Below are 21191 nucleotides of genomic sequence, written 5' to 3'. Positions count from 1 at the left end.
AACTTTATTGTTGGGGGTGTTTTTTATTGGTTGGAGAAAAGAAATATTTAAAAAAGAATGTGATAAATATTTGAGGCAGTATTTAAAATAGCTATACTTATTTAACTGAAAAAATCAAAAATGATAAAATATGAATTTAATTTCTTATTTGGCACATTTATTATTGTCTTTTCTTATAAGTTTATTATTTATAATTCTTTTTTATTTTAGGATAGGAAATATTGTTATTTTAAATTCATTTTTCTCCTTTATCTTTGCATTATTTTATGTCCATTTCGTTGCAGTAAAACTGCCTATCATTAATCATTACTATATCCGAAATAATAAAAAAATATGCTTTGATTATTTCACCACGTATACGCCGAGATATTCAGCAAGAAAAGGTAGGTAGTATGCTTATTGGTTTAATCACAGCATGTACATTGGCTGTCGTTTTGTATCTCCTTGATCATTCAAATATTGTAGAAAGTTGTTTTATTGCAGGTATTACTGGATGTTTTATCAGTGGTGCATATACGCCAAAGCATTAATCAGTACTTGTATTTTTTTACTAAAATGGCATAGTGATTGCTAGAGAATAAGAAATATTATTGCAGGAGAGAAGTCTTCTGTAGACTCGCCGAAGGAGCAACGACCTCGGAATCTCTCAGGCAAAAGGACTGTAATAATAACACAATCTGGAGAGTAGTCATGTAAAATGGCTCACCGAAGGGGAAGGATTTTATACAAAGTCTTGTGTAATCTCCGAAGCTCTCAGGTACAAATGACAGATGAGGCATACTTGAAATTGCATATTTCACAGGAGTGTGCGTATGAGTCGTATTGTGGTGATTGGTTCAGGGATTACAGGTGTGACAACAGCCTATGAATTGGCTCAGTTGGGTTATGCAGTCACAGTGATTGATAAACATTTATTTCCTGCAATGGAGACCTCTTTTGCCAATGGTGGTCAATTATCTGCGTGTAATGCGGAAGTGTGGAATCAAAAATCTACAGTGCTAAAAGGCATCAAATGGATGTCTAAAAAAAATGCACCATTATTACTCAACCCCTCATTTGATCTACATAAATATGCTTGGTTGGTTGAGTTTTTAGGAAATATTAAACATTATCAAGAAAATACCAAAGAAACGGTTCGGATTGCGTTGTTGGCAAGGGAGCGCTTATTTGCGATCGCAGAGCAGGAAAATATTCAATTTGATTTAGAAAAACGTGGTATTTTACATTTTTATCATAATGAATCTGATTATAAAGTTGCAACATCCGTAAATGATTTACTCTGTAGCGGTGGCTTAAAACGTTATGCAATTACACCTGAAGAAATTACACAAATAGAGCCAAGTTTGACAGGACAATATTATGGTGGATTTTATTGTCCTGATGATGCGACAGGGGATATTCATAAATTTACCATGGGTTTGGCTAAAGCATCGGAAAAATATGGGGTGAATTATTTGTTTGGCATGGAGGTTGTGAATGTTGAGCAAAATGATAAGGGTATTTATATTCAATACCATCCAAGTATGGAAAATATGCAGCAAGAGCATGTTGCCTTAGAGCAAATTTGTGCTGATGCTGTCGTGGTCTGTGGTGGTGTAGGAAGTTATCAATTAGCACAAAAATTGGGTGATCGAGTGAATGTGTATCCTGTTAAAGGTTATTCGATCACTGTGCAGTTAGAGGATGAGCAAAGCCAAAAAAGCGCACCATGGGTCAGTTTGCTTGATGAAAGTGCAAAAATTGTGACTTCAAGATTAGGAAAAGATCGTTTACGTATTGCAGGAACTGCTGAATTTAATGGTTATAACCGTGATATTCGTTTAGATCGCATTCAACCATTGACTGATTGGGTAAATAAAAATTTTCAAATATCTACGGAACATTGTGTCCCTTGGGCGGGTTTACGTCCAATGATGCCCAATATGATGCCTGTAGTAAAACGTGGTAAGCGTGAACGAGTATTTTACAATACAGGACATGGGCATTTAGGTTGGACATTATCGGCAGCGACTGCGGTGATGATTAGCCAAGAAATTGCGAGAGCTCATCCTATATAAAATAAAAACAAGGATTTATATCAGTTGAATGAGTTGTACAAGTTTTGAGTTATCAGACTTGTACATATTCCATTCTAAATATTACGATCTGCCATAGCAGGCATGGTGATTTCTTTCACACAGCTTGCAGCACTTGTTGAAATAATAAAATTTATTGCTGCAATGACATCTGCGAGTGGGATTAGTTGATGATCAGTGGCTTTCAGTATTTCTGTAACAGGAACTTCAATATCAAAATCGGTTGCCAAATAGCCTAAGTTTAAAACACTTACTCCAATTTGATATTCCCGTAGTATTTCTCTTAATGATTGAGCTATGCCTCGTAAAGCATATTTGCTTGCTGAAAAAATTAATTCTTTACCATTATGATTATCGAGCCCCCAAGTTGAACCAATTAAAATCACTTTTGCATTATTTGATCGCTTTAGATTATCCATAAATGTTTGTAGAGATAAAATACAACTATGCAGATTAACATTCAGCATGTTTTGAATTTCATTACGTGAGATATTTTTAAAATCATAATCATTACTAAAGGCTTTTTGTTCCCATAGACCGACATTATAAATCAGCACATCAATTCTTTCTTGGTGAATTGTATTTTCAATATGAGCAATAGCTTCGTATACATTTGATAAATCAGCTTCTATCCATTGTACGTTTTGTTTGCTTTGGGGAGGGGTTCTTGATACTCCAAAAACACGATCATGAGTTTGGGGAACTGCATCTAAAATCGCTTTTCCTAAGCCTTTACTTACACCAAAAATCAAAAAATTTCGAGAAAGATGAGACATATTTTTCAGTCCAAAAAATGAGAATCATCATGCTAATAGCTCTAGTGAACTTGAGGTCAATGAAATATACAAAGATTAAACGCTTAAATAAATGAAATGATTTTATGATTTAAGAATAAAGTAATTTATATACCAATAACCGAGTAAGAGAATATAAATTCTCTTACTCGAAACTGTTTTTAAATTAAAGTTTGGTAAAAAGATCTTCTTTATTTAGGCGAGATTTTGGTAATTTTGCATTGAAATCATGGTCACTATGATAACCTAAAGTTAGTAAAACAGAAGGGATTAAACCTTTTTCAGCTAAACCAAGTTCTTCTGTGATGATTGTTTCATCAAAACCACCAATCGGTGTGGCATCAATGCCTTCGATGCCAGCTGCAAGTAAAGTTTGACCCAATGCAATAAAAGTTTGATTTTCCGCCCAACGTTGAATATCTCCTTTTTCATTACGGTAGTAATTCACATAACCTGTGCGGCTATCTTTTTGACCTTGCTTAGCTTGATCATCTTTGAAACGACCACTGTGATCATCTTGGTGGAGTAGCTTTTCAAGATGCTGTTCAGAAATATCTGCTTTAGTGCAAAATAAAATGGTGTGAGATGAATCTAAAACTTTGGGTGCGTTATAAGCATATTTTCCAACCAATGCTTTGGCAATACGTTCTTTGGCGGTCTGATTATCTGCGATAAAAAAATGCCAAGGTTGGATGTTAATTGAAGACGGTGTTAAACGTAAAATTTCTAATAAACGTTCAAATTGTTCCTGAGGAATTTTTTGGCTAGCATCGTAAGCTTTAGTCGCATAACGCTTTTTAGAAACATTGAGCAAATCCATACATATAATTCCGTAAATCGATAATGATCGATTTTACTTTAAACATCATGTAAATGGATGAAGAATTTTATGCTGATTTATAACTTTTCTTTTCAAACTTGTACGATATTTTGCATTAAGACATTTCATAAATGATGCGATATGAAATCGATATTGGTACTTTTATTGAATCAGCGTTTAATACTCAAGAGATCGGTATTTATGGTAAGCGAGAGAAGTATATGATTGATTATACGAACCATTTCAAAAAAAGATTAAAAACCCAACAGCAAATTGGTTTGTGGATAGGTTTAGCAGATGCTTATGGTACTGAAATAGCTGCAAATGTTGGTTACGATTGGTTATTGATTGATGGGGAGCATGCGCCAAGCGATCTTAGAACGACATTGTCACAATTACAAAGTATAGCGGCATATTCTTCTCAAGCTGTGGTAAGACCACCGATAGGTAGTGTGCAGTTAATTAAACAATTGTTAGATATTGGTGCACAGACTTTATTAATTCCGATGGTAGAGAGTGTGGAACAGGCTGAACTGATGGTGAAAGCGGTGCGTTATCCACCAGAAGGTATTCGTGGTGTTGGTGCAGCTTTGGCTCGAGCAACACGTTGGAATACACTCCCTGATTATTATGCAACTGCACATGAAAATATTTGTTTATTGATTCAGATCGAATCGGTAGAGGGGTTGGCGCATTTGGATGAAATTTTAAAAGTAGATGGAATTGATGGGGTATTTATTGGTGCTGTCGACTTATCTGCAACAATGGGTTATCAAGGTGATCCAAATCATCCTGACGTGCAAAAAGCTGTAATAGATGCAATTCAACGTATTCGTGCAGCAGGAAAAGCAGCAGGTATTTTGTCAACGAAACATGAAGCAACACAGAAGTATATAGATTTAGGCACTGAATTTGTAGCTGTTGGCGTGGATACCAGTGTGTTGATGAATGCATTAGGTGAGCTATTAGGAGAATATAAAAAAGACTATAAAAGACATAATAAATCAAATGGTTATTAATAAATTATGATTAAAAACGTTTATATGCATTTGAAAATTCGATTGAAAATGCATATAAAGCAATAAATTATCTTGATTTTATGTGATAAATCGCACACTATATTGCAATAAATGTTAAATAAAATAACAATTTATAATATGGTTTTATAATACTATGTGGGGACATTGTATTATGCAAAATAATTTCTGTTAGTTGCTTGTTATTTAAGTTTATTTTTGATAAAAGTGTGAAAAATACCTATTTTCGGGTATAGTGCAACCGAATTTATTTATTATTATAAATTGCTGTTTTATAGCGTATTTCAGCAATAATTTAACAGAGATGGATTTATGTTTAAAAATATTTTGCAATTGGGGTTGGTCTTATCTGCATCTGCTATTGGTTTGGCATGTTCAGCACAAGCAGATGATCAGTTATCTACACTGATTACTAAGGTGGGGAGTCAGTCTAAAACTGATACAATTTCTGCCATGGAAAATAAGTTATTGGGGCGAGCAAGTTGGAAAATTAAATGTCAATACAAAGCTTTTGATGATATGAAAGCATGTGTGATGAGTAAGGGACCGATTTCTATTTTGCATTTAAATAACCAATATATTGTCAATATTGGTGAAAAACATGAAAAAAATAGTCAAGCTTATATTCGTATAGATCAAGCAGATACTTTACAAGAACGTGAAGGGCTATTTCGTAACGGCAATAGTTTAATTGGACAAATGAAGCGTGGTAATTTTGCATTTACACGTTTTCAGCAATCAAAAAATCAACAAATTGAGAATAAAATTTCTTTAACTGGTTTCACGGATGCTTTTAATGATATGGAGGCGCAATTTGCAAGACTTGGTGATGATAAAAATAAACTATAAAGTTCTCTTAGTTTATGTAAAAAGCCTTAATTAATAAATAATTAAGGCTTTTTCGTTTAATAAGCGTATTTAAGATCAGTGTATTTGGTCAAAGACATTTCAACATGATCTTCAATAAATTTCTTGATATCTTCAGGTGTCATCGCTTTGCCTTGATTGGTAATGACATGCTCAGCTGGTGCTTGATCTGAAATAGTCAGGCGATAAACAAAGTTGCGTGCGACTTGGTAAGCATCATTTTGTTTCACAATACAGGTGCTATATAAATAGCTGTGTTCGATGTTTAAATCCGTATGTGAAAAAATAAATTGTTCAAATAGTTTGAGTGCTTTGCCATCTTCCAAGGCTTTTAATTCATCAATAATACTTTTTTCGTGATGAATATCATAGCGTTCTGAAATGGCTTGACCATCAATCAATAATGCGACTTTGTCATTTTCATGTTCAATGACGGTAATATTGCTAAAGTTGGACATACAGAACTCAAGATAAAATAGTGTATCAATCATAGCAAAGATCGGAGCCGATACTAAAAAAGTAAGGGTGAATTTTAAGCAACTATTCAATTATTTTATCTTATTTATTTTGCAATATTCATTTAGAAATAATATGAAATTATCGCTTAGCTGCTTATTTTGCTCATTATTTTTAATATTTTCATTATATGTAAATTCACGATTTAAATGATATTTCAAAAGGTCTAAATCTTTTGTTTCTGATTTCAATAGTATAGCTTTAAGTAAAGTTAGGAATTCATTTAAAGGCATTATTTTGAGAAAAATTAGATAAGGCTTTTCTGATGCAAAAGACAATTTTTTTAGATAATTTTGCATGAGAATAGCTCGATCTTTTTTAGACCATGAAAAATGAGGAATAATTTGAAAGGCAAAATAATAGTTTTCATTATCAGGTGGATATGTAGAGATTAGCCATTCACACCTTTTTTCTTGATCTATATTTCTTAATTGTTTAATAATATTTCTAAGTTCTTCATTCATAATTTAATAAGTCTTAGTCTTTCAAATATAAACATATTATCTATTACGGAATAATCCATTTCAATAAACTTGACTCCTCATTCTCATTGACTTCTAAAATCATTGCTTCAGAAGTTTTTCATGCCAATCGCCCAACACAATACGTTTTTTGCCATGTACATCATGGATTTCAGGACGATGAGTATGCCCATGAATCAATACATCTACATCATTAAGTCACCAAATCCATCCAATAAATCCAAATCATTGTTGCTGCTTATAGGCTTGGCTGATCTGATTAAAAGTATGTTTTACTTTATTTTTATCCTGACCGACCACAATGATTCTGGCAGAAACCTTTTGTGACTGATCCATGCAATAAATTTGCACTTGTTGATGGTTAATTTGACCTCGAATGCGGTCTCCTTTACCCAAATGCTCTTCAGCACCGTCTGAAAGATCATGTTGAATATGTTGAGCATTGAGTTGTTTAAGTATTGAAATGGTTTTCTGTGGACACAATTGGCTTTGCATAGAAGGTAAACTTTGTTGATCACAGGCAAACGTGAGCGTGACATTTGCTTTGTTGCGATGCTCAATCCAAAATAAATCCCGATCAAGTATTCGAATCGTAAGTTGATGCGGTTTTAATACGGTATTCAAAATATCAAATAAGCTTTTCTTTTCAATGCGAATTGGACTTGTCAGCTTTAAATCAACACCTGGAGCGAACACAATGTCCATGGGGCGAACCGATTCAATAAGCTGTGCTGTTCTACCAGTTTCGATATTTTGAAAGTCGAAGGAAAAAGGTGAGTATTCTAAGGCGGTACCAATGGAAGTGTGTTGTACTTTAGGTGTAACGGTTTTAATTTGCGGTGTTTGAGCAAATACAACATTGTGACTGCACAATAAAATCGTGGTACAGAAAATTTTAGCAATAAAATTTGTCATATTGAAAAGTCATTTTATGAATTATAGATGAACGTTAATTGAGCAAAATATGATTTAAAATCAAGTAGAAATGCTATTTGAGATCATTTTGAGATGGCAGTGGAGGGATTCAACCCTGTAAAAATGCTGATTTTACTGTCAACATAAAGTTTATAAACGGCCACAATCCATGTTTAAATGCGATTTGTATCCGATTTTGCAAATACACATCATTATTCATTATTTTGAATGCTGATCAGGAAGTTGTATTTTCTGTATCTCGTCTTCCAGTAATAATGATAAATCCATGATTTCAGGATAATTAAAGCCTGTCACCGTCAGTTGCAGGAACTCGGGACCGCTGTCTTGCATAATACAGTTAAAATTAATCCGCATTTTATTAAAAGCAGCATTGAGTAAGAGAGCATTCAGACCATATCGATTGATTCCCCGATCTGCTGAATCCTGCGAAAATAATTTCATATTAAATTGATCGATGATGGCAGTGCTTTTTTCATAACAGCCATACTTTTCATGGCCTACAAAAAACATACTGCTCACTGAATAAGGTGTAGTTGATCTATAATTTTCATCTTTGTAGATTCTGAGGATATCATCTCTTTCAAATTTATATTTTAAATTAAACTTTTTGATATATTGGTTAAATAAATCCAATGAGTTGATTTGAGTGTTCAATTGTGGAATGGAGAGTGTCGTATCAATATTGTCATCAAAATAGAGTTTATAATAACCATTTTTTGACGTAATTAAAGCCATAGCTGACAAGCTCAAACCATCTGAAAAATCCAATTTCAGTACATCAGGTTTAAACATCGCCACAAGTTTTTTATGATCTTCTGTCGATTGCGCCTGTACAGAACTTATGCACAGAAAAAGCGATATTAAAAAAATATATTTATACATTGTTATCAAAATTAAAATGATTGGTTAATAGTGTTGGTGAATTATTATACTGATCTTAATAGTTCCATACTTTTAAAGAAAGCCCCATTGAGAAATTATTTTCATTTATCTCTAAAATTTGCGCCTGATCCGCACGCCAATCGCCCAACACAATCCGTTTTTTTCCATGTACATCATGGATTTCAGGACGATGAGTATGTCCATGAATCAATACATCTACATCATTTAAAGCACGCTCAATCGCCTGTTGATTGACATCCATTATCGCATAGCTTTTGGTTTGATTGGCTGCACGACTTTTTTTTACGAAAACCATTGGCAAGTTTTTGTCTAAAGCTCAAAGGGGTGCTTTTAATTAGCCCTAAAATAATGGGGTTACGAATAATTTTACGGAAGCGTTGATAAGACACATCATCTGTACACAGTGCATCACCATGTTCGATTCTAAATGTTTGATTATCAATATTTAAAGTATAAGTTTCAGGAAGAAGCTTACCGCCAAATTGATTGAGAAATTTTTGACCTAAAGCAAAATCACGGTTGCCCACCTGAAAATAAATTTGATTGCCTGCATCGGTAAATTGTTTTAAATGTTGAATAATTTCATCAAGCCATGGGGCAGTATAATCATCACCAATCCAAGCATTAAACCAATCACCTAAAATATACAGTTGGGTATGTTGCTGTTGATATTGTTGCAATAAAGCTAAAAACCCTTGAACGAGTCGAGGATGATCGGGTGACAAATGTAAATCGGCGATGAATAGATGGGTCATATTTGGAGCTTAATTAATCCGCATCATTGGGTGTGATTGAAGTATACATTTTAAATTTATCATTGAGTTCAGCATATTTGAGCGGAGCATCAACAAAAGTATGGCTAGTTAGGCTAAACATACGCGTAATTGCATCATTAAAGTCCTCATCATGATCAATCGCATAGGCAATAAAATCCTGAGTTTTTGGAATGGCTTTGTATGTATCAGTTTGGGTAAATTCAAGTAAAGATTCACTGAAGAGTAGCATAAGACTTTCGACAAACTCATGCCATGATTGACCATCATCTTCAGGGAGTTCGCCATAAATATCATTCAGTTGTGGATCATCCAATATATAAATGGTGTCGAAACATTGATATTTCCAATCACCTGTATTGAACTTTAAAGTATTGATTTGTTCAATTGTTTGATAATTGTCTGAAAATTCATTTGATTGGTATTGATGTAAGGTTTTTTTGAATTGATCTTGTGTATTTAAGCATAAATTGACTTCTGCATATTCAGCATTACAATCATAGGCGAATGCATAAAACTCAAGTTCAGGATGTTCTTTTAAAAATTTTTCTACAGCTTGAATGGTGAATTCTAATAATTGTTTTTTGATTTTTTCTCGATCAAAATGCATGGTGATGATCTCTTCAAGGAATATGGATAGTGTTGTGAAATGTTCATCATCTGTAAAAGTTTAGAAATTCTCCTTGATTTAAAATCTCCCTAAGTCCCTCTTTACTAAAGAGGGACTTTCCACCCATTTATATTTAGGCTTTTACTCCTTCCTTTATTAAAGGACTTGCGTAGCAGTGCTACTCAGGGAGAATTTAAAAATCACTCAGCAATAATTTTTGCAGATTCAATCACAACATTTTCTAAAGGTACATCAGCGTGATAACCACGGTTACCTGTACGAACGCCTTTGATTGCATTGACAACGTCTAAGCCTTCAGTCACTTTACCAAATACAGCATAACCCCAACCTTGTGCAGTTTTACCTGAATGGTTAAGGAAAGAGTTATTTGCAACGTTGATGAAGAACTGTGCAGACGCAGAGTGAGGTGCTTGAGTACGTGCCATTGCAATCGTACCGATGTCATTGCTTAAACCGTTGTCCGCTTCATTTTCAATAGAATCGCGAGTGGCTTTTTCTTTGAAGTTTTCATCCATGCCACCACCTTGTACCATGAAGTTTTCGATCACACGGTGGAAAATTACGCCGTCATAGAAACCATCACGAACGTATTCTAAAAAGTTAGCTACAGTTTTTGGCGCTTTTTCAGAATTTAGTTCAAGAACAATACGTCCTTTATTGGTGTTTAATTCGACTTGAGGAAAACTCATTCTATAATCTCCTGATCATGACTCAAAAAAGCCATGGGTTTTTGGTTGAGAGAAGCATAAGCAAACTGTAAACTACAAGGCAAGCAAAAATGCGAATTTCTTTTGTATCTATTCGCAGAAATGCGTTTTTATTATCCTATTTTAACTTATAGAAGTGATTTATCAACTATGAAGCCAAATGATGTTGTTTCAGAACTGCCAAAGAACCCGACAACCAATACTGCACCTGTCGATGCTGCGCAGCAAGAACAACAGGCAGGTTTGGACTTTGTGCGTCAAGTGATTACTGACGATTTAGAAGCAGGACGCACCAAAACGGTTGTCACACGTTTTCCACCTGAGCCAAACGGTTATTTACATATCGGACATGTCAAAGCGATTTGCTTGAACTTTGGCATTGCGCAAGAATTTGATGGTTTATGTAACTTGCGTTTTGACGATACCAATCCTGATGCTGAAGAACAAGAATATGTCGATGGTATTGCCAACGATGTGAAATGGTTAGGTTTTGAATGGAATGGCGAAACACGTTATGCATCAAGCTATTTTGATCAATTGTACACATGGGCAGTTCAGCTGATCGAACAAGGTGATGCCTATGTCGATTTACAATCGCCTGAAGAAATAAAATTAAACCGTGGTAACTTCATCGAACCGGGTAAAAACTCACCACAACGTGATGCAACGGTTGCAGAAAACTTAGCACGTTTTGAACAAATGCGTGATGGTACTTTTGCTGAGGGTCAGGCTGTTTTACGTGCCAAAATTGATATGACATCGCCAAATGTCCATATGCGTGATCCGATCATGTACCGCATTTTGCATTCTGAACATCATCAAACAGGTGATACTTGGAAAATTTATCCAATGTATGACTATGCGCACCCATTGTCTGATGCGATTGAAGGTGTTACCCACTCACTGTGTACATTGGAGTTTGTGGATCATCGCCCATTCTATGATTGGGTGGTTGAGAAAGTGAAATCTCCAAGCGTTCCACGTCAGTATGAATCTTCACGTTTAAATATTGATTATACTATTACCTCTAAACGTAAATTACGTAAATTGGTTGAAGGCAATCATGTCAATGGTTGGAACGATCCACGTATGCCAACCGTTGTCGGTATGCGTCGCCGTGGTTTCACGCCTGAAGGTTTACGTGATTTTTGTAAGCGTGTGGGTGTAACCAAAGTCGATGGCAGTATTGTTGATGTTGCAATGCTTGAGTTCTGTATTCGTCAATCTTTGGAAAATACCGCTGCGCGTGGTATGGCAGTGCTGAATCCACTCAAAGTGACATTGACCAATCTGCCTGCAGATATGGACTTAACTCATTCACGTCATCCAAATGTCGATATGGGCGAGCGTATTATTCCGTTAACGTCTGAAATTTACATCGACCGTAAAGACTTTGAAGAAATTGCACCGAAAGGCTTTAAACGTTTGATTCCTGAGGGTGAAGTACGTTTACGTCATGCTTATGTGATCAAGTGCGATGAAGTGATTAAAGATGCCAATGGCGAAGTGATTGAGCTGAAATGTTCAATCGATCCTGAAACTTTGGGTAAAAATCCTGAAGGGCGTAAAGTGAAAGGTGTCATTCATTGGGTATCTGCGATAAAAGGCGTGAAAGCAGAAGTTCGTGTTTATGATCGTTTATTCAATGAATCTGCACCTGATGCAGATGATGATTTCTTACAGCATTTGAACCCTGAGTCGTTGAACGTTGTTGAAGCAGTAATTGAGCCTGCATTGGCACAGGCAAATCCTGAAGATCGTTTCCAGTTTGAACGTGAAGGCTATTTTGTTGCAGATCAATATGATCATACAAGTGAAAAACCTGTGTTTAACCGTATCTTGGATCTAAAAGATAGCTTTAAACCTGGGAAATAATTAATACTAGATAAGCAGCCCTATCCATGTGATAGGGTTTTTTTGTCCGAATTTTGTTATACAGCATATTGAAAAATCATAATTTAAAAAAATATAAAATAACTATTTTTAGGTATTCACAAATTAAAAATAGTGTGTTGATTTTGGTATTAATTTATATAAGATGATTTTATATATTTTATTAAATGTTAATTAAATAATATATTTTTAAGTGATTTTAAATAATTGAGTGTGTTGAATGTATTGTAGTGTATAGTTATTGTAATTATTGATAGGATCTATTATATTTGCCTGATGATGCTGTAGAAATAAAATGTAATGAAATTATTTGAAAAATATTACGAAGAATTACGTGACTTAATTGATGAAATTCCATTAAGAAAAGATGGTTGGATAAATTTTTCAAAAAGAATAATTACAATTTTAGATGCTTCTTATATTCATATTCAAGCAATAGACTTTAAACGTAATATTATTTCTTTTAGTCATGGTGTTGGTCCCTTATCTCCTGAAGTTTATGCAAATGCTGAATTAAAATATTTAAGATACCCTATAGATGCAGATCCACGATGGGAGAAATTTTTAGATCCAAACCGTAAAGGCTGGTATCAGTGTCATATACATATAAGGGATGAGTTTGTAAAAAAATCAGAACTTTATCAAGATATTTTATTACCAATTGGCTTACGATATGTGGCAAGTAAAGAACTCATTTGGGATGAAAGTTTCTGTATTTTTTGGAGTATTAGTACAACAACGGAAAGAAAGTCATTAAACCAACAGGAATTAGAATTTCTAGATCAATTATTATTGCCTTTAAGAAATATTATCATTGCACAACGACATTTATATGAGTTATCCATAGATAATATTGTTGGTTATAATTTGATTAATCATTTAAGTCAACCTATTGTGTTGCTTAGTTTATCTGGGCAAATTGTACATTATAATCAAAAAATGAAAGATTTTTTTGAAACTCAAAATATCGTGCAAAATATTAATCAGGAAATTATTTTACCTGAAGAAGTAAGAAATAAGTTTTTAAATATTCTATATAAAATAGAGGCGGCTTTTAGATATAAGCATAACAATATTGATGATTTTAGAAATATCATTTTTCATGTAACAAAAAATAAAAAAATTAATATTGAGTTTACAATTAATCTATTGGCGTCGGATAAGGAAAAATCATTTTTTGGTATACGCCCTTTAGTGATGTTAACTTTTAATGTGGTTGATCAATTATCAGTTATACCAAATCTAAAAAAATCACAGCAATATGTGCTGCCTCGTACTTATTTAATCACTCAGTTTAATTTAACTAAACGTGAGTTAGATGTGTGTGAGCTTTTTTTAAACGGTGAAAATTTAGAAAAAATTGCACAAACTTTAAATTTAAAAGTGATTTCAATTCGTACATATATCAAAAATATTTTTATAAAATTGCATTGTAATTCTCAAGTTGAATTGATGAAAACATTGATTAGAATCAGTGTTGAATTTAAAGACAAATAAAAGCAATAAATTTTACTGTACCCTCTCAAATGGGGAGTATGTGTATGTATCAAAATAAGTTACTATGATTGAGTAAATACTTGAAATTATTATTTAAGCTGAAATATCTCAGATTAATATGAACTTAGATATAATTTATGGTAAATTTTTATTGTATTTGGTGAAAAAAAGCGCTATTTTAGCTACAAGATAAAAATAGTTTGATTTGAATACATTTGATTTTCTCATTCATTGTATTTGTAAAATACCCATTATTGCTTAAATAAATCTTAAAATCATCCCTAAATGGTGATGTCCATTTTCTCTACCTTTCTTTAGCATACCCCTTATATTCAGGGCGGTTTGGGGAGCATGGGGAATGTTAGCTGAACAAGAAAATAAAATTATTGGGTTAATTTATGAGGCTGCTTTAAAGCCAGACATTTGGAATGATGTGTTAGCAGAAGTCGTGAAATTGACTGGAAGCACTACAGCTATTTTAAGTATTACTGATCAATTATGTCCAGGACATGATATTGTGTTTTCGCATAATATTTCACAGCAGTGTATGCAAGTTTATCAAGATGAAAAAGTTAAAGTCATTGATATGCATTTACATGCTCCTCAGTGGAATGATAAATCTTTAGGAGATACACTATTAAGTTCATTTGCATCTTATGCAGATATGCCTGGAACTGACCAATTTTTATTTTATGAAAAATGCGTAAAACCAACCAATATTACACATGTTGCGGCAGTATTATTAGAGCGTAGTATTTATAGTTGGGCTGTATTTGCTGTACATAGAGCTCCACAGTTAATGCAATATTCTGATCAAGAGGCTCAAGTATTACAACGTTTGGGAATGCATTTCGTCGTGCTTTACAAATTTATCGACAGATGAATTTGCTAGAAAATGAGAAAAATGATGTTTATCACATTTTAGATCATTTTAAATTTGGTGTAATGTTAATTAATCAAGATATGCAATTAAAGTATACAAACTCATTGGCGAAAAAAATTTTGGAGAATACAGATTTATTAAAGTTGGATAAAAATAACTATTTAAAAACGTTAAAGCAATATCAAGGGGATTTAAACTACTTAATTAATAATGCTTTAAGTGAAGATTTTAATCTATTAAATAAGAATAGTGGATTATTAGCAATTAAGCATGATACGAGTGAGGAAAGTTTATTATTAACGGTTTTGCCATTTAAAACTTTAAATACATTGAATCATCAAAAGAAAGTGATGATTTTTATTAGTCAAATAAATCAACTACAAAGTTTAGCGAAAGAATATCTTATACAACGCTATAAGTTAGCAAAGCGTGAACTTTTATTTTGTGAACTCTTTGTGAATGGGCAAAGATTGGAGCAAATTACTGAAAACATGAATATTACTTATGGGACTGCAAGGATGTACATTAAAAATATTTTTGCAAAAACAGGCTGTACATCGCAGACGGAACTAATGCAGTTATTGATGTGTGCCCGTTGTGATTTTGAGCAGGTTTAACTCAATTGATGATTGTGATTAAGAGGGCGTATGTCATTTATATCGAAAATGACTTTGTAGATAAACTTCTAAGTATTCGATCAACAGTTTTACTTTATAAGGAGTAAAATTTTTATCAGGTATAACTGCATAAATTTGAGTTGTTCTGACAGTATAGTTTGGGAGAATTTGAAGCAGTTTACCCTGTGTTAAATCTTCTTGAACATGCCAAAAAGAGTGGTTTGAAATGCCCAAACCTGCTAAAGCAGCTTGACGCACACCTTCTCCAGAATTAGTTATAAAATTTCCAGAAACTTCAACGGATTGTGGTTTGCCTTCAATATCTTCAAAAAACCATGTATCACTTATGCCATGTTGGTGATGTTGTACTATACATTGATGTTGTTTTAGGTCTTCTAATGATGTCGGTGTGCCAAATTTATCAATATACTCAGGCGCAGCACAGAGCAAACGAGGATTTTTACATAATCTTTTAGCGACAAGCGAAGAGTCTTGTAATTGACCAATACGAATAGCCAGATTCATACCACGTTCAATTAAATTAATATTTTGATCATTTAAATCTAAATGAATCCTCAATTCAGGATGCTGCTTCATAAATTTGGCAATGGCTGGAATTAACACATGTGTAGCGAATATGGCTGAAGCAGTCATGTGGATAATGCCTGACAATTGCTGATCATTGTGTTTAAGGTTTTCAGCTAGTGTTTGCAAGCCTTTTATGAAGGGAGTCCCTTGTTCAATAAGAATTTTTGCTTCTTCGGTTAGGCTAAGTTTTCTCGTGGTGCGATGAAATAGCCTAAGTTTTAGTTGTGTTTCTAATCGCCGAATTTTTTGACTTGCAACTGAAACAGCGATATTTGCTTCTTTTGCAGCTTGGCTTATCGAACCTAAATTTGCAACACGTAAGAAAAATTGAAAATCTTCAGTATTCATTATCCATAAAATCAGAAAAGTGTTTTTGAATTATCCTAGTTTTTCTGCTGAGTCTACATTGTTATTTTGTACATCACTTTTATGATTTGAGCATAGCGGTGAAATACAATTTTTTAGGAAATTCAGGTTTACAGGTGTCAGAATTAGGTTTTGGTGCAGGAACACTTGGTGGAAAAGGTCCTTTATTTTCTGCATGGGGGCAGGCAGATCAGACTGAAGCCAATCAAATGATTGCATCGTGTCTTGATGCAGGGATAAATTATTTTGATACAGCCGATGTCTATTCTGATGGAGAATCTGAACGGATGTTAGGAAAAGCACTAACAAATCAACGTCAAGATGTGATTATTTCAACTAAGGTGGCGATACGAACAGATGAACAGGTTAATCATGTAGGATTTAGCAGAAATTATTTAATTCATGCTGTTGAGCAGTCTTTGAAACGCTTAAATACAGATTATATAGACGTTTTGCAACTACATCAGTTTGATAGTTTTACATCACTTGAACAATTAATGAAATCGCTTGATCAATTAATTCAGAGTGGCAAAGTTCGCTATATTGGTGCATCTAACTTTGCGGGATGGCAGTTGATGAAAGCACAAGCCATTGCGGATCGTTATGGTTATGAAAAATTTACAGCGCATCAGGTGTATTATTCTTTGATTGGACGTGATTATGAATGGGAGTTAATGCCTTTAAATGACGATCAGAAAATTGGCGCAGTAGTGTGGAGTCCATTGGGATGGGGAAGACTTACGGGGAAATTTGACCGCCAAAATCCATTACCCAAACAAAGCCGACTACATGAAACAGCGCAATTTGCACCACCAGTGAATGAGGAATACTTGTATCAAGTTATTGAGGTCTTAAAACAAATTTCGGATGAAATAGGTTATTCTGTACCACAAATTGCTTTAAATTGGTTGTTAAAACGACCTACAGTTGCAACAGTTTTGATCGGGGCAAGAAATCAGCAACAATTACAAGATAATCTGCAAGCAAATCAACTTGAATTAAGTGTAGATCAAATTCAAAGATTGGATCGTATAAGTGCTGTCTATCCGCCATATCCTTATTATCCCTATTGGAATGGGCAGTTTTTTGAACGCTTTAATAGCATTGTTCACTCTCAGTTTATAGGCAAAATATAATTGAAAGCGAATAGGTTCCTTATTGACATTCATAGAGGAATTAAAGTTCAAATTTTATGACAGTTTCTGAGAAATTAAGATGTTGTTTGCGCTATGCTAGCAACATAAGAATGCTTAAAAATCAGGACAAAACTTAAATGGAACATGTATGGATTACACTTATTTTTATATTAACTACAATTGGATTATTGGGACTGTCATGGACATTTTATCGGCTATATCAACAAGGCAAAAATTGGTTTAAATCCCCTATGGAATGGGTCAATATTTTCAGTTTAATTTTGAGCTTGATCTTGAGCTATTTTGCGATCAGTACGATCTACAAGTTGATTTTTAAATGTTTTGCAGGATTGCATTGCTCAGCTAGTCAATCAGGCGAGATGATTTTCTTATCGCAATTTGCTGTGATTTTGATTGTTTATGAGATCATTTTATTTGTGTTGTCTTTTTGCTGTAAAAAATTATATTAACAATTACACATTATTTTTTAGGGTGCTGTTCTCGTAAAGATAAGTAGGTGGTTAAATCCATTTTTGCTCGTTCACGTAGTTTCATTTTTATATACAAAACTAAAGCAAAACAAGTAGTTGCAAGAGTAAGAAATAAGCCATTCATATAGGTCATGATTGAGCTGACATAACCTATTGTGGTCAGACGGTGCATCATTTTTACCACTTGTGGGCTACTTTCCACGCCTGTAATTGCCCAGCTACATAAATGTTCACAGTTATTTACGATCAAATGATAGTTATTTTCATGCATCCGACTGCGCATACGACGAACCACATGTCGGCTTTTAAATTTAGGTTGATCATATAAACGAATAATAATTTTTTTATTGCGTGCAAATTTATCAAGTGTCGTGATTTCAATCGGTCGCTTTTTAAAAAAATGAGCGAAACCAGAATAATGAATGACACGACCTTTGCCTACATAGATACCATGATGGCTGTAGCCAAAATTTTTGACGATTAGATGAGCACGATCGGGTAGCGAATGAAACGTTTTATCTGCATATTCCACGTTGTTCTAATAAAAGTATACAACTGTATTTCATTAAGAGATATGTATCATTATAGCGAAGCTTGAGCAAAAAGGTAGGAATAAACCCAATAATTAAGTAAAGATTTATATTTGAACAATTCAAATATACGCATTGGTGCTTTTTATGCGTATGATTGATTGAAATAAAAAATGGTCTAAAAATGAAAATATTAAATTTAGCTGAGCGTGGTGTATTGGGAATTTTTGCGTTATTTGCACTTTCTCCTATCAATATTTATGCAAGTACTGAATATATTAAAATAGAGAAAAATCAGACAATTATTGCCGATGTAGTACATATTTCACAGTTGGATCAACTTCAATTATTTTTAAATAATGCCAAACAGCAGCCTTATAACAAGATTAAAGCCATTGCAAAAGATTTACCCAAATGTCAGTTTTTAAGCTTTGCAATGAATGCTGGAATGTATCATTCTGATTATTCTGCTGTGGGTTTATATGTTGAAAAATCGAAACAATTTTCTAAACTCAATATGCAAACCAAAGGCTTTGGTAATTTTTTTAATGCAACCAAACGGCGTTTTAGCTTGGAATAAAAAGCAAGCAACAATTCAAATCACACAAAAATATGCTCAGTCCAATTTTCAAGCGGAGTATGCGACTCAATCAGGTCCAATGCTCGTTATTGATGGAAAAATTAACAATCTATTTCTACCTCAATCAGACTCGTTAAAAATTAGAAATGGTGTAGGCATTAAAAATAATCAGCTTTATTTTGTGATTAGTCGTGATCGAATCAGTTTTTATGATTTTGCACAGATTTTTAAAAATGATTTGAATATAGAAAATGCATTATACCTAGATGGTTCTGTGTCGAGTGCATATATTCCACAAGTAGGGCGGAGTGATCATCGGTTTAATTTAGGTCCTATCGTTGGATTTGTAGAGCAAAAAAACTGTCAATAAATCAAAATTTAGTGATTTAATTTTAAGAAAATAACAACGTCTATATCTATGCTATGAATGATTTAATTTATAAAGTTCCTGATCAATCAAGAACTTTATAGAAATCAAGTGAATAATATATTTATGTGTAATGATTTAGTACTGGACTGTTAAAGGCATAGGAAATTGGTAAATATCACAATTTGAGCCTGTACCAATCCGATCAATCACCGCAAAATCACTGGGCGCTTCAAAGGTTAATAACGGATGATGCCATGTACCCGCCCGATAATTAACCCCTTGTGAGCCATTAGAAATAAAGGCGCACAATTGGGTAATATCAGGTTGATCCGCATTTAATGTTGGGGCAACCACAATTAAAAATGCTTGCCCTTGCATTGGAATAAAAGCTTGCGACCCTTGTGGATGACGTTCTAGCATCTCAATATTGACAGGGAAATGTGTCGCTCGAATATTACGAAAAATACTAATTCCCGTTTTTGCATCGCCATTCGCTTCTGTTGCCACAAGGGCATGATAACGTTCGGTATGTGCATCATTGATGTGAAAAAAGTCATTGCCTTGACAGGCGATTACTTCCCCAAAAGGTGCAAAATTATGTGCTGTTAAGGCTTGCACCTGAATGATGTGTGAAACGGTTTCTTGAGCATGTTGCTCGGCGACTTTGTTGGTCTGATTCATTCTTTTTTCGTTTTCCCCCATGCACGAATACGGCTAATCCCGCCGTCAGGGATCATATTAATACGTAAATGGGAAATTTTTTCATGTTGTAAAATTTCGTTCATAAATAGATGGATATGATCCATCTGCATATCTTGTGCTTCGAGTAAATACGGCCAGAACATACTTTGTGGAATCAGTTGTGGATCTGTTGCATCTTCAATATACGTGGCTTGAATGGAGACTTGTGCAGGATAATTACCTTTAAAATGTGCAGTATCGACTTCAAGTTTGTCTATTTGACCTGCTTGTCCCAAAGCTAAAATACACCAATCAAAGCCCGGTGCACGGCGGCGCTTAGTTTCCCAACCATCTCCCATATTGATGCCACGCCCAGGATTAATTAAATTACGTGGGTGACCAAAATGCGCATCACTATAGGCAATTACACGTCCGCCATTTTCTAGCGCCAGTAAATCAACATTTTCTTCGCTATTAGTATGTTGCATAGCGACAGTGCCATAGACACGAAAACGCGCCACACCGCCATCAGGAAAAATATTTAAGCGCACATGGGTAAAAGTGTATTCAGAGCTTACATCAAATAAATGATGTTGACTTGAACCTAGCACAGAGTTGGAGAGTAGGCTGTGCCATTCTACTTGGCTTAAATCACCTTCTGGAGCATAGCAAGCTTCAACCGAAGCAGAAGCAGGATAATTGCCTGTAAAGAAAGTGGTATCAATATCAACAGCCTGAATTTTGCCTGCCACGCCTAAACGAATGATTGCCCAGTCATAGCCTACATGGCGTTTACGACGAGTTTCCCAACCGTCCATCCATTTACCATGATCATCAAATTTATCTTCGACAAAAATAGGTGCATCAAATTGCAACATGCGTTTTGCTTCAGCAAAAAATTCATCAGAACATTCAAGTACTTCTGCACCAATTCGGGCATCTGCAAGATTGGTGAGTTGCAATAATGGTGCAGGGATTTCAAACAAAGGTGCAAATAAAGTCGCCATATTGATTTTCC

Annotated in this window: 21 protein-coding genes, 3 pseudogenes and 1 riboswitch; of the genes and pseudogenes, 10 read left to right on the top strand and 14 right to left on the bottom strand. The window is 34.2% G+C overall.

What is annotated here, in order from left to right; all coding sequences use genetic code 11:
- The first annotated feature begins 392 nt into the window (after nt 1-392).
- Together AVJ19_RS22075 and AVJ19_RS14985 are read left to right on the top strand one after the other, a co-directional pair.
- On the top strand, nt 393-530 hold the full coding sequence (locus AVJ19_RS22075; protein ID WP_162626625.1) for a hypothetical protein: 138 nt from the start codon (nt 393-395) through the stop codon (nt 528-530).
- Nucleotides 531-583: 53 nt separating this feature from the next.
- Nucleotides 584-672, top strand: a riboswitch (glycine riboswitch).
- Nucleotides 673-812: 140 nt separating this feature from the next.
- The gene (locus AVJ19_RS14985) at nt 813-2057 is read left to right on the top strand and encodes a D-amino acid dehydrogenase (protein WP_111860463.1); all 1245 of its coding nucleotides are present in this window, start codon (nt 813-815) and stop codon (nt 2055-2057) included.
- Between the two features lie 74 nt (nt 2058-2131).
- On the opposite strand, the gene AVJ19_RS14980 is transcribed toward AVJ19_RS14985, so the two are convergent.
- Both AVJ19_RS14980 and nfsB read right to left on the bottom strand, forming a co-directional pair.
- Nucleotides 2132-2851 carry an SDR family NAD(P)-dependent oxidoreductase gene (locus AVJ19_RS14980; RefSeq protein ID WP_111860462.1) on the bottom strand — a complete coding sequence of 240 codons (720 nt, stop codon included), beginning with the start codon at nt 2849-2851 and terminating at the stop codon, nt 2132-2134.
- A gap of 184 nt (nt 2852-3035) precedes the next feature.
- Nucleotides 3036-3689 carry an oxygen-insensitive NAD(P)H nitroreductase gene (gene nfsB / locus AVJ19_RS14975; protein ID WP_111860461.1) on the bottom strand — a complete coding sequence of 218 codons (654 nt, stop codon included), beginning with the start codon at nt 3687-3689 and terminating at the stop codon, nt 3036-3038.
- 224 nt (nt 3690-3913) lie between these two features.
- Between nfsB and hpaI the strand changes: the two genes are divergently transcribed.
- Together hpaI and AVJ19_RS14965 are read left to right on the top strand one after the other, a co-directional pair.
- A complete protein-coding gene (gene hpaI / locus AVJ19_RS14970) occupies nt 3914-4708 on the top strand; it encodes a 4-hydroxy-2-oxoheptanedioate aldolase (RefSeq protein ID WP_416240586.1) in 795 nt (264 codons plus the stop codon).
- Nucleotides 4709-5038: 330 nt separating this feature from the next.
- Entirely contained in the window at nt 5039-5575 is a 537-nt protein-coding gene (locus AVJ19_RS14965) for a hypothetical protein (protein WP_111860460.1), read from the top strand.
- 56 nt (nt 5576-5631) lie between these two features.
- On the opposite strand, the gene AVJ19_RS14960 is transcribed toward AVJ19_RS14965, so the two are convergent.
- From AVJ19_RS14960 to AVJ19_RS14925, 8 genes and pseudogenes are all read right to left on the bottom strand, one after another.
- The gene (locus tag AVJ19_RS14960; RefSeq protein ID WP_111860459.1) at nt 5632-6051 is read right to left on the bottom strand and encodes a hypothetical protein; all 420 of its coding nucleotides are present in this window, start codon (nt 6049-6051) and stop codon (nt 5632-5634) included.
- Nucleotides 6052-6141: 90 nt separating this feature from the next.
- Nucleotides 6142-6573 carry a hypothetical protein gene (locus tag AVJ19_RS14955; protein ID WP_111860458.1) on the bottom strand — a complete coding sequence of 144 codons (432 nt, stop codon included), beginning with the start codon at nt 6571-6573 and terminating at the stop codon, nt 6142-6144.
- A gap of 43 nt (nt 6574-6616) precedes the next feature.
- Nucleotides 6617-6789 (bottom strand): annotated as a pseudogene (locus AVJ19_RS22585) (UDP-2,3-diacylglucosamine diphosphatase); the annotation flags it as partial.
- Nucleotides 6790-6816: 27 nt separating this feature from the next.
- Nucleotides 6817-7506, bottom strand: a complete 690-nt coding sequence (locus AVJ19_RS14945; RefSeq protein WP_111860457.1) for a hypothetical protein — start codon at nt 7504-7506, stop codon at nt 6817-6819.
- A gap of 219 nt (nt 7507-7725) precedes the next feature.
- A complete protein-coding gene (locus AVJ19_RS14940; protein WP_111860456.1) occupies nt 7726-8409 on the bottom strand; it encodes a hypothetical protein in 684 nt (227 codons plus the stop codon).
- Nucleotides 8410-8464: 55 nt separating this feature from the next.
- Nucleotides 8465-9185: pseudogene (locus AVJ19_RS14935) on the bottom strand (UDP-2,3-diacylglucosamine diphosphatase).
- A gap of 13 nt (nt 9186-9198) precedes the next feature.
- Nucleotides 9199-9813, bottom strand: coding sequence for a DUF4303 domain-containing protein (locus tag AVJ19_RS14930; protein ID WP_111860455.1), 615 nt, complete (start codon nt 9811-9813; stop codon nt 9199-9201).
- Nucleotides 9814-10013: 200 nt separating this feature from the next.
- Entirely contained in the window at nt 10014-10523 is a 510-nt protein-coding gene (locus AVJ19_RS14925) for a peptidylprolyl isomerase (protein ID WP_111860454.1), read from the bottom strand.
- Nucleotides 10524-10691: 168 nt separating this feature from the next.
- Between AVJ19_RS14925 and AVJ19_RS14920 the strand changes: the two genes are divergently transcribed.
- From AVJ19_RS14920 to AVJ19_RS22575, 4 genes are all read left to right on the top strand, one after another.
- On the top strand, nt 10692-12416 hold the full coding sequence (locus AVJ19_RS14920) for a glutamine--tRNA ligase/YqeY domain fusion protein (RefSeq protein WP_111860465.1): 1725 nt from the start codon (nt 10692-10694) through the stop codon (nt 12414-12416).
- A gap of 318 nt (nt 12417-12734) precedes the next feature.
- Entirely contained in the window at nt 12735-13931 is a 1197-nt protein-coding gene (locus AVJ19_RS14915) for a helix-turn-helix transcriptional regulator (RefSeq protein ID WP_111860453.1), read from the top strand.
- Nucleotides 13932-14289: 358 nt separating this feature from the next.
- A complete protein-coding gene (locus AVJ19_RS22580; protein ID WP_228203376.1) occupies nt 14290-14814 on the top strand; it encodes a hypothetical protein in 525 nt (174 codons plus the stop codon).
- Nucleotides 14811-15431, top strand: a complete 621-nt coding sequence (locus AVJ19_RS22575) for a helix-turn-helix transcriptional regulator (protein ID WP_228203375.1) — start codon at nt 14811-14813, stop codon at nt 15429-15431. Before AVJ19_RS22580 ends, AVJ19_RS22575 begins: the two co-directional genes overlap by 4 nt.
- A gap of 33 nt (nt 15432-15464) precedes the next feature.
- On the opposite strand, the gene AVJ19_RS14905 is transcribed toward AVJ19_RS22575, so the two are convergent.
- The gene (locus tag AVJ19_RS14905; protein ID WP_111860452.1) at nt 15465-16367 is read right to left on the bottom strand and encodes a LysR family transcriptional regulator; all 903 of its coding nucleotides are present in this window, start codon (nt 16365-16367) and stop codon (nt 15465-15467) included.
- A 98-nt stretch (nt 16368-16465) separates the two neighbouring features.
- Between AVJ19_RS14905 and AVJ19_RS14900 the strand changes: the two genes are divergently transcribed.
- Nucleotides 16466-17521 (top strand): aldo/keto reductase, encoded by a 1056-nt coding sequence (locus AVJ19_RS14900; protein ID WP_111860451.1) that lies wholly within the window; start codon nt 16466-16468, stop codon nt 17519-17521.
- 480 nt (nt 17522-18001) lie between these two features.
- Here the strand turns inward: AVJ19_RS14900 and AVJ19_RS14890 are convergent, their stop codons facing one another.
- The gene (locus AVJ19_RS14890; protein ID WP_111860449.1) at nt 18002-18544 is read right to left on the bottom strand and encodes a lecithin retinol acyltransferase family protein; all 543 of its coding nucleotides are present in this window, start codon (nt 18542-18544) and stop codon (nt 18002-18004) included.
- Nucleotides 18545-18726: 182 nt separating this feature from the next.
- Here AVJ19_RS14890 and AVJ19_RS14885 point away from each other — a divergent pair.
- Nucleotides 18727-19492: pseudogene (locus AVJ19_RS14885) on the top strand (phosphodiester glycosidase family protein).
- A gap of 135 nt (nt 19493-19627) precedes the next feature.
- Here AVJ19_RS14885 and AVJ19_RS14880 read toward each other — a convergent pair.
- Both AVJ19_RS14880 and alc read right to left on the bottom strand, forming a co-directional pair.
- On the bottom strand, nt 19628-20173 hold the full coding sequence (locus tag AVJ19_RS14880) for an ureidoglycolate lyase (protein ID WP_111860448.1): 546 nt from the start codon (nt 20171-20173) through the stop codon (nt 19628-19630).
- Nucleotides 20170-21180: an allantoicase gene (alc, locus tag AVJ19_RS14875; protein WP_111860464.1), complete on the bottom strand. Its 1011-nt coding sequence runs from the start codon at nt 21178-21180 to the stop codon at nt 20170-20172. The genes AVJ19_RS14880 and alc overlap by 4 nt, the downstream gene beginning before the upstream one ends.
- Nucleotides 21181-21191 lie beyond the last annotated feature (11 nt).

It is taken from the genome of Acinetobacter sp. CFCC 10889, from assembly GCF_003268395.1.
GTDB lineage: Bacteria > Pseudomonadota > Gammaproteobacteria > Pseudomonadales > Moraxellaceae > Acinetobacter.
This window is presented reverse-complemented; position numbering and strand designations above follow the sequence as displayed.

Bases quoted from the DNA above. Each gene is read 5' to 3' on its own strand.
- AVJ19_RS14960 (WP_111860459.1), bottom strand. From the start codon at position 6,051: ATGTCCAACTTTAGCAATATTACCGTCATTGAACATGAAAATGACAAA.
- nfsB (WP_111860461.1), bottom strand. From the start codon at position 3,689: ATGGATTTGCTCAATGTTTCTAAAAAGCGTTATGCGACTAAAGCTTAC.
- AVJ19_RS14880 (WP_111860448.1), bottom strand. From the start codon at position 20,173: ATGAATCAGACCAACAAAGTCGCCGAGCAACATGCTCAAGAAACCGTT.
- AVJ19_RS22575 (WP_228203375.1), top strand. From the start codon at position 14,811: ATGAATTTGCTAGAAAATGAGAAAAATGATGTTTATCACATTTTAGAT.
- AVJ19_RS22580 (WP_228203376.1), top strand. From the start codon at position 14,290: ATGTTAGCTGAACAAGAAAATAAAATTATTGGGTTAATTTATGAGGCT.
- AVJ19_RS14955 (WP_111860458.1), bottom strand. From the start codon at position 6,573: ATGAATGAAGAACTTAGAAATATTATTAAACAATTAAGAAATATAGAT.
- AVJ19_RS14915 (WP_111860453.1), top strand. From the start codon at position 12,735: ATGAAATTATTTGAAAAATATTACGAAGAATTACGTGACTTAATTGAT.
- AVJ19_RS14945 (WP_111860457.1), bottom strand. From the start codon at position 7,506: ATGACAAATTTTATTGCTAAAATTTTCTGTACCACGATTTTATTGTGC.
- AVJ19_RS14965 (WP_111860460.1), top strand. From the start codon at position 5,039: ATGTTTAAAAATATTTTGCAATTGGGGTTGGTCTTATCTGCATCTGCT.
- AVJ19_RS14905 (WP_111860452.1), bottom strand. From the start codon at position 16,367: ATGAATACTGAAGATTTTCAATTTTTCTTACGTGTTGCAAATTTAGGT.
- alc (WP_111860464.1), bottom strand. From the start codon at position 21,180: ATGGCGACTTTATTTGCACCTTTGTTTGAAATCCCTGCACCATTATTG.
- AVJ19_RS14980 (WP_111860462.1), bottom strand. From the start codon at position 2,851: ATGTCTCATCTTTCTCGAAATTTTTTGATTTTTGGTGTAAGTAAAGGC.
- AVJ19_RS14920 (WP_111860465.1), top strand. From the start codon at position 10,692: ATGAAGCCAAATGATGTTGTTTCAGAACTGCCAAAGAACCCGACAACC.
- AVJ19_RS14940 (WP_111860456.1), bottom strand. From the start codon at position 8,409: ATGTATAAATATATTTTTTTAATATCGCTTTTTCTGTGCATAAGTTCT.
- AVJ19_RS22075 (WP_162626625.1), top strand. From the start codon at position 393: ATGCTTATTGGTTTAATCACAGCATGTACATTGGCTGTCGTTTTGTAT.
- AVJ19_RS14985 (WP_111860463.1), top strand. From the start codon at position 813: ATGAGTCGTATTGTGGTGATTGGTTCAGGGATTACAGGTGTGACAACA.
- AVJ19_RS14930 (WP_111860455.1), bottom strand. From the start codon at position 9,813: ATGCATTTTGATCGAGAAAAAATCAAAAAACAATTATTAGAATTCACC.
- AVJ19_RS14925 (WP_111860454.1), bottom strand. From the start codon at position 10,523: ATGAGTTTTCCTCAAGTCGAATTAAACACCAATAAAGGACGTATTGTT.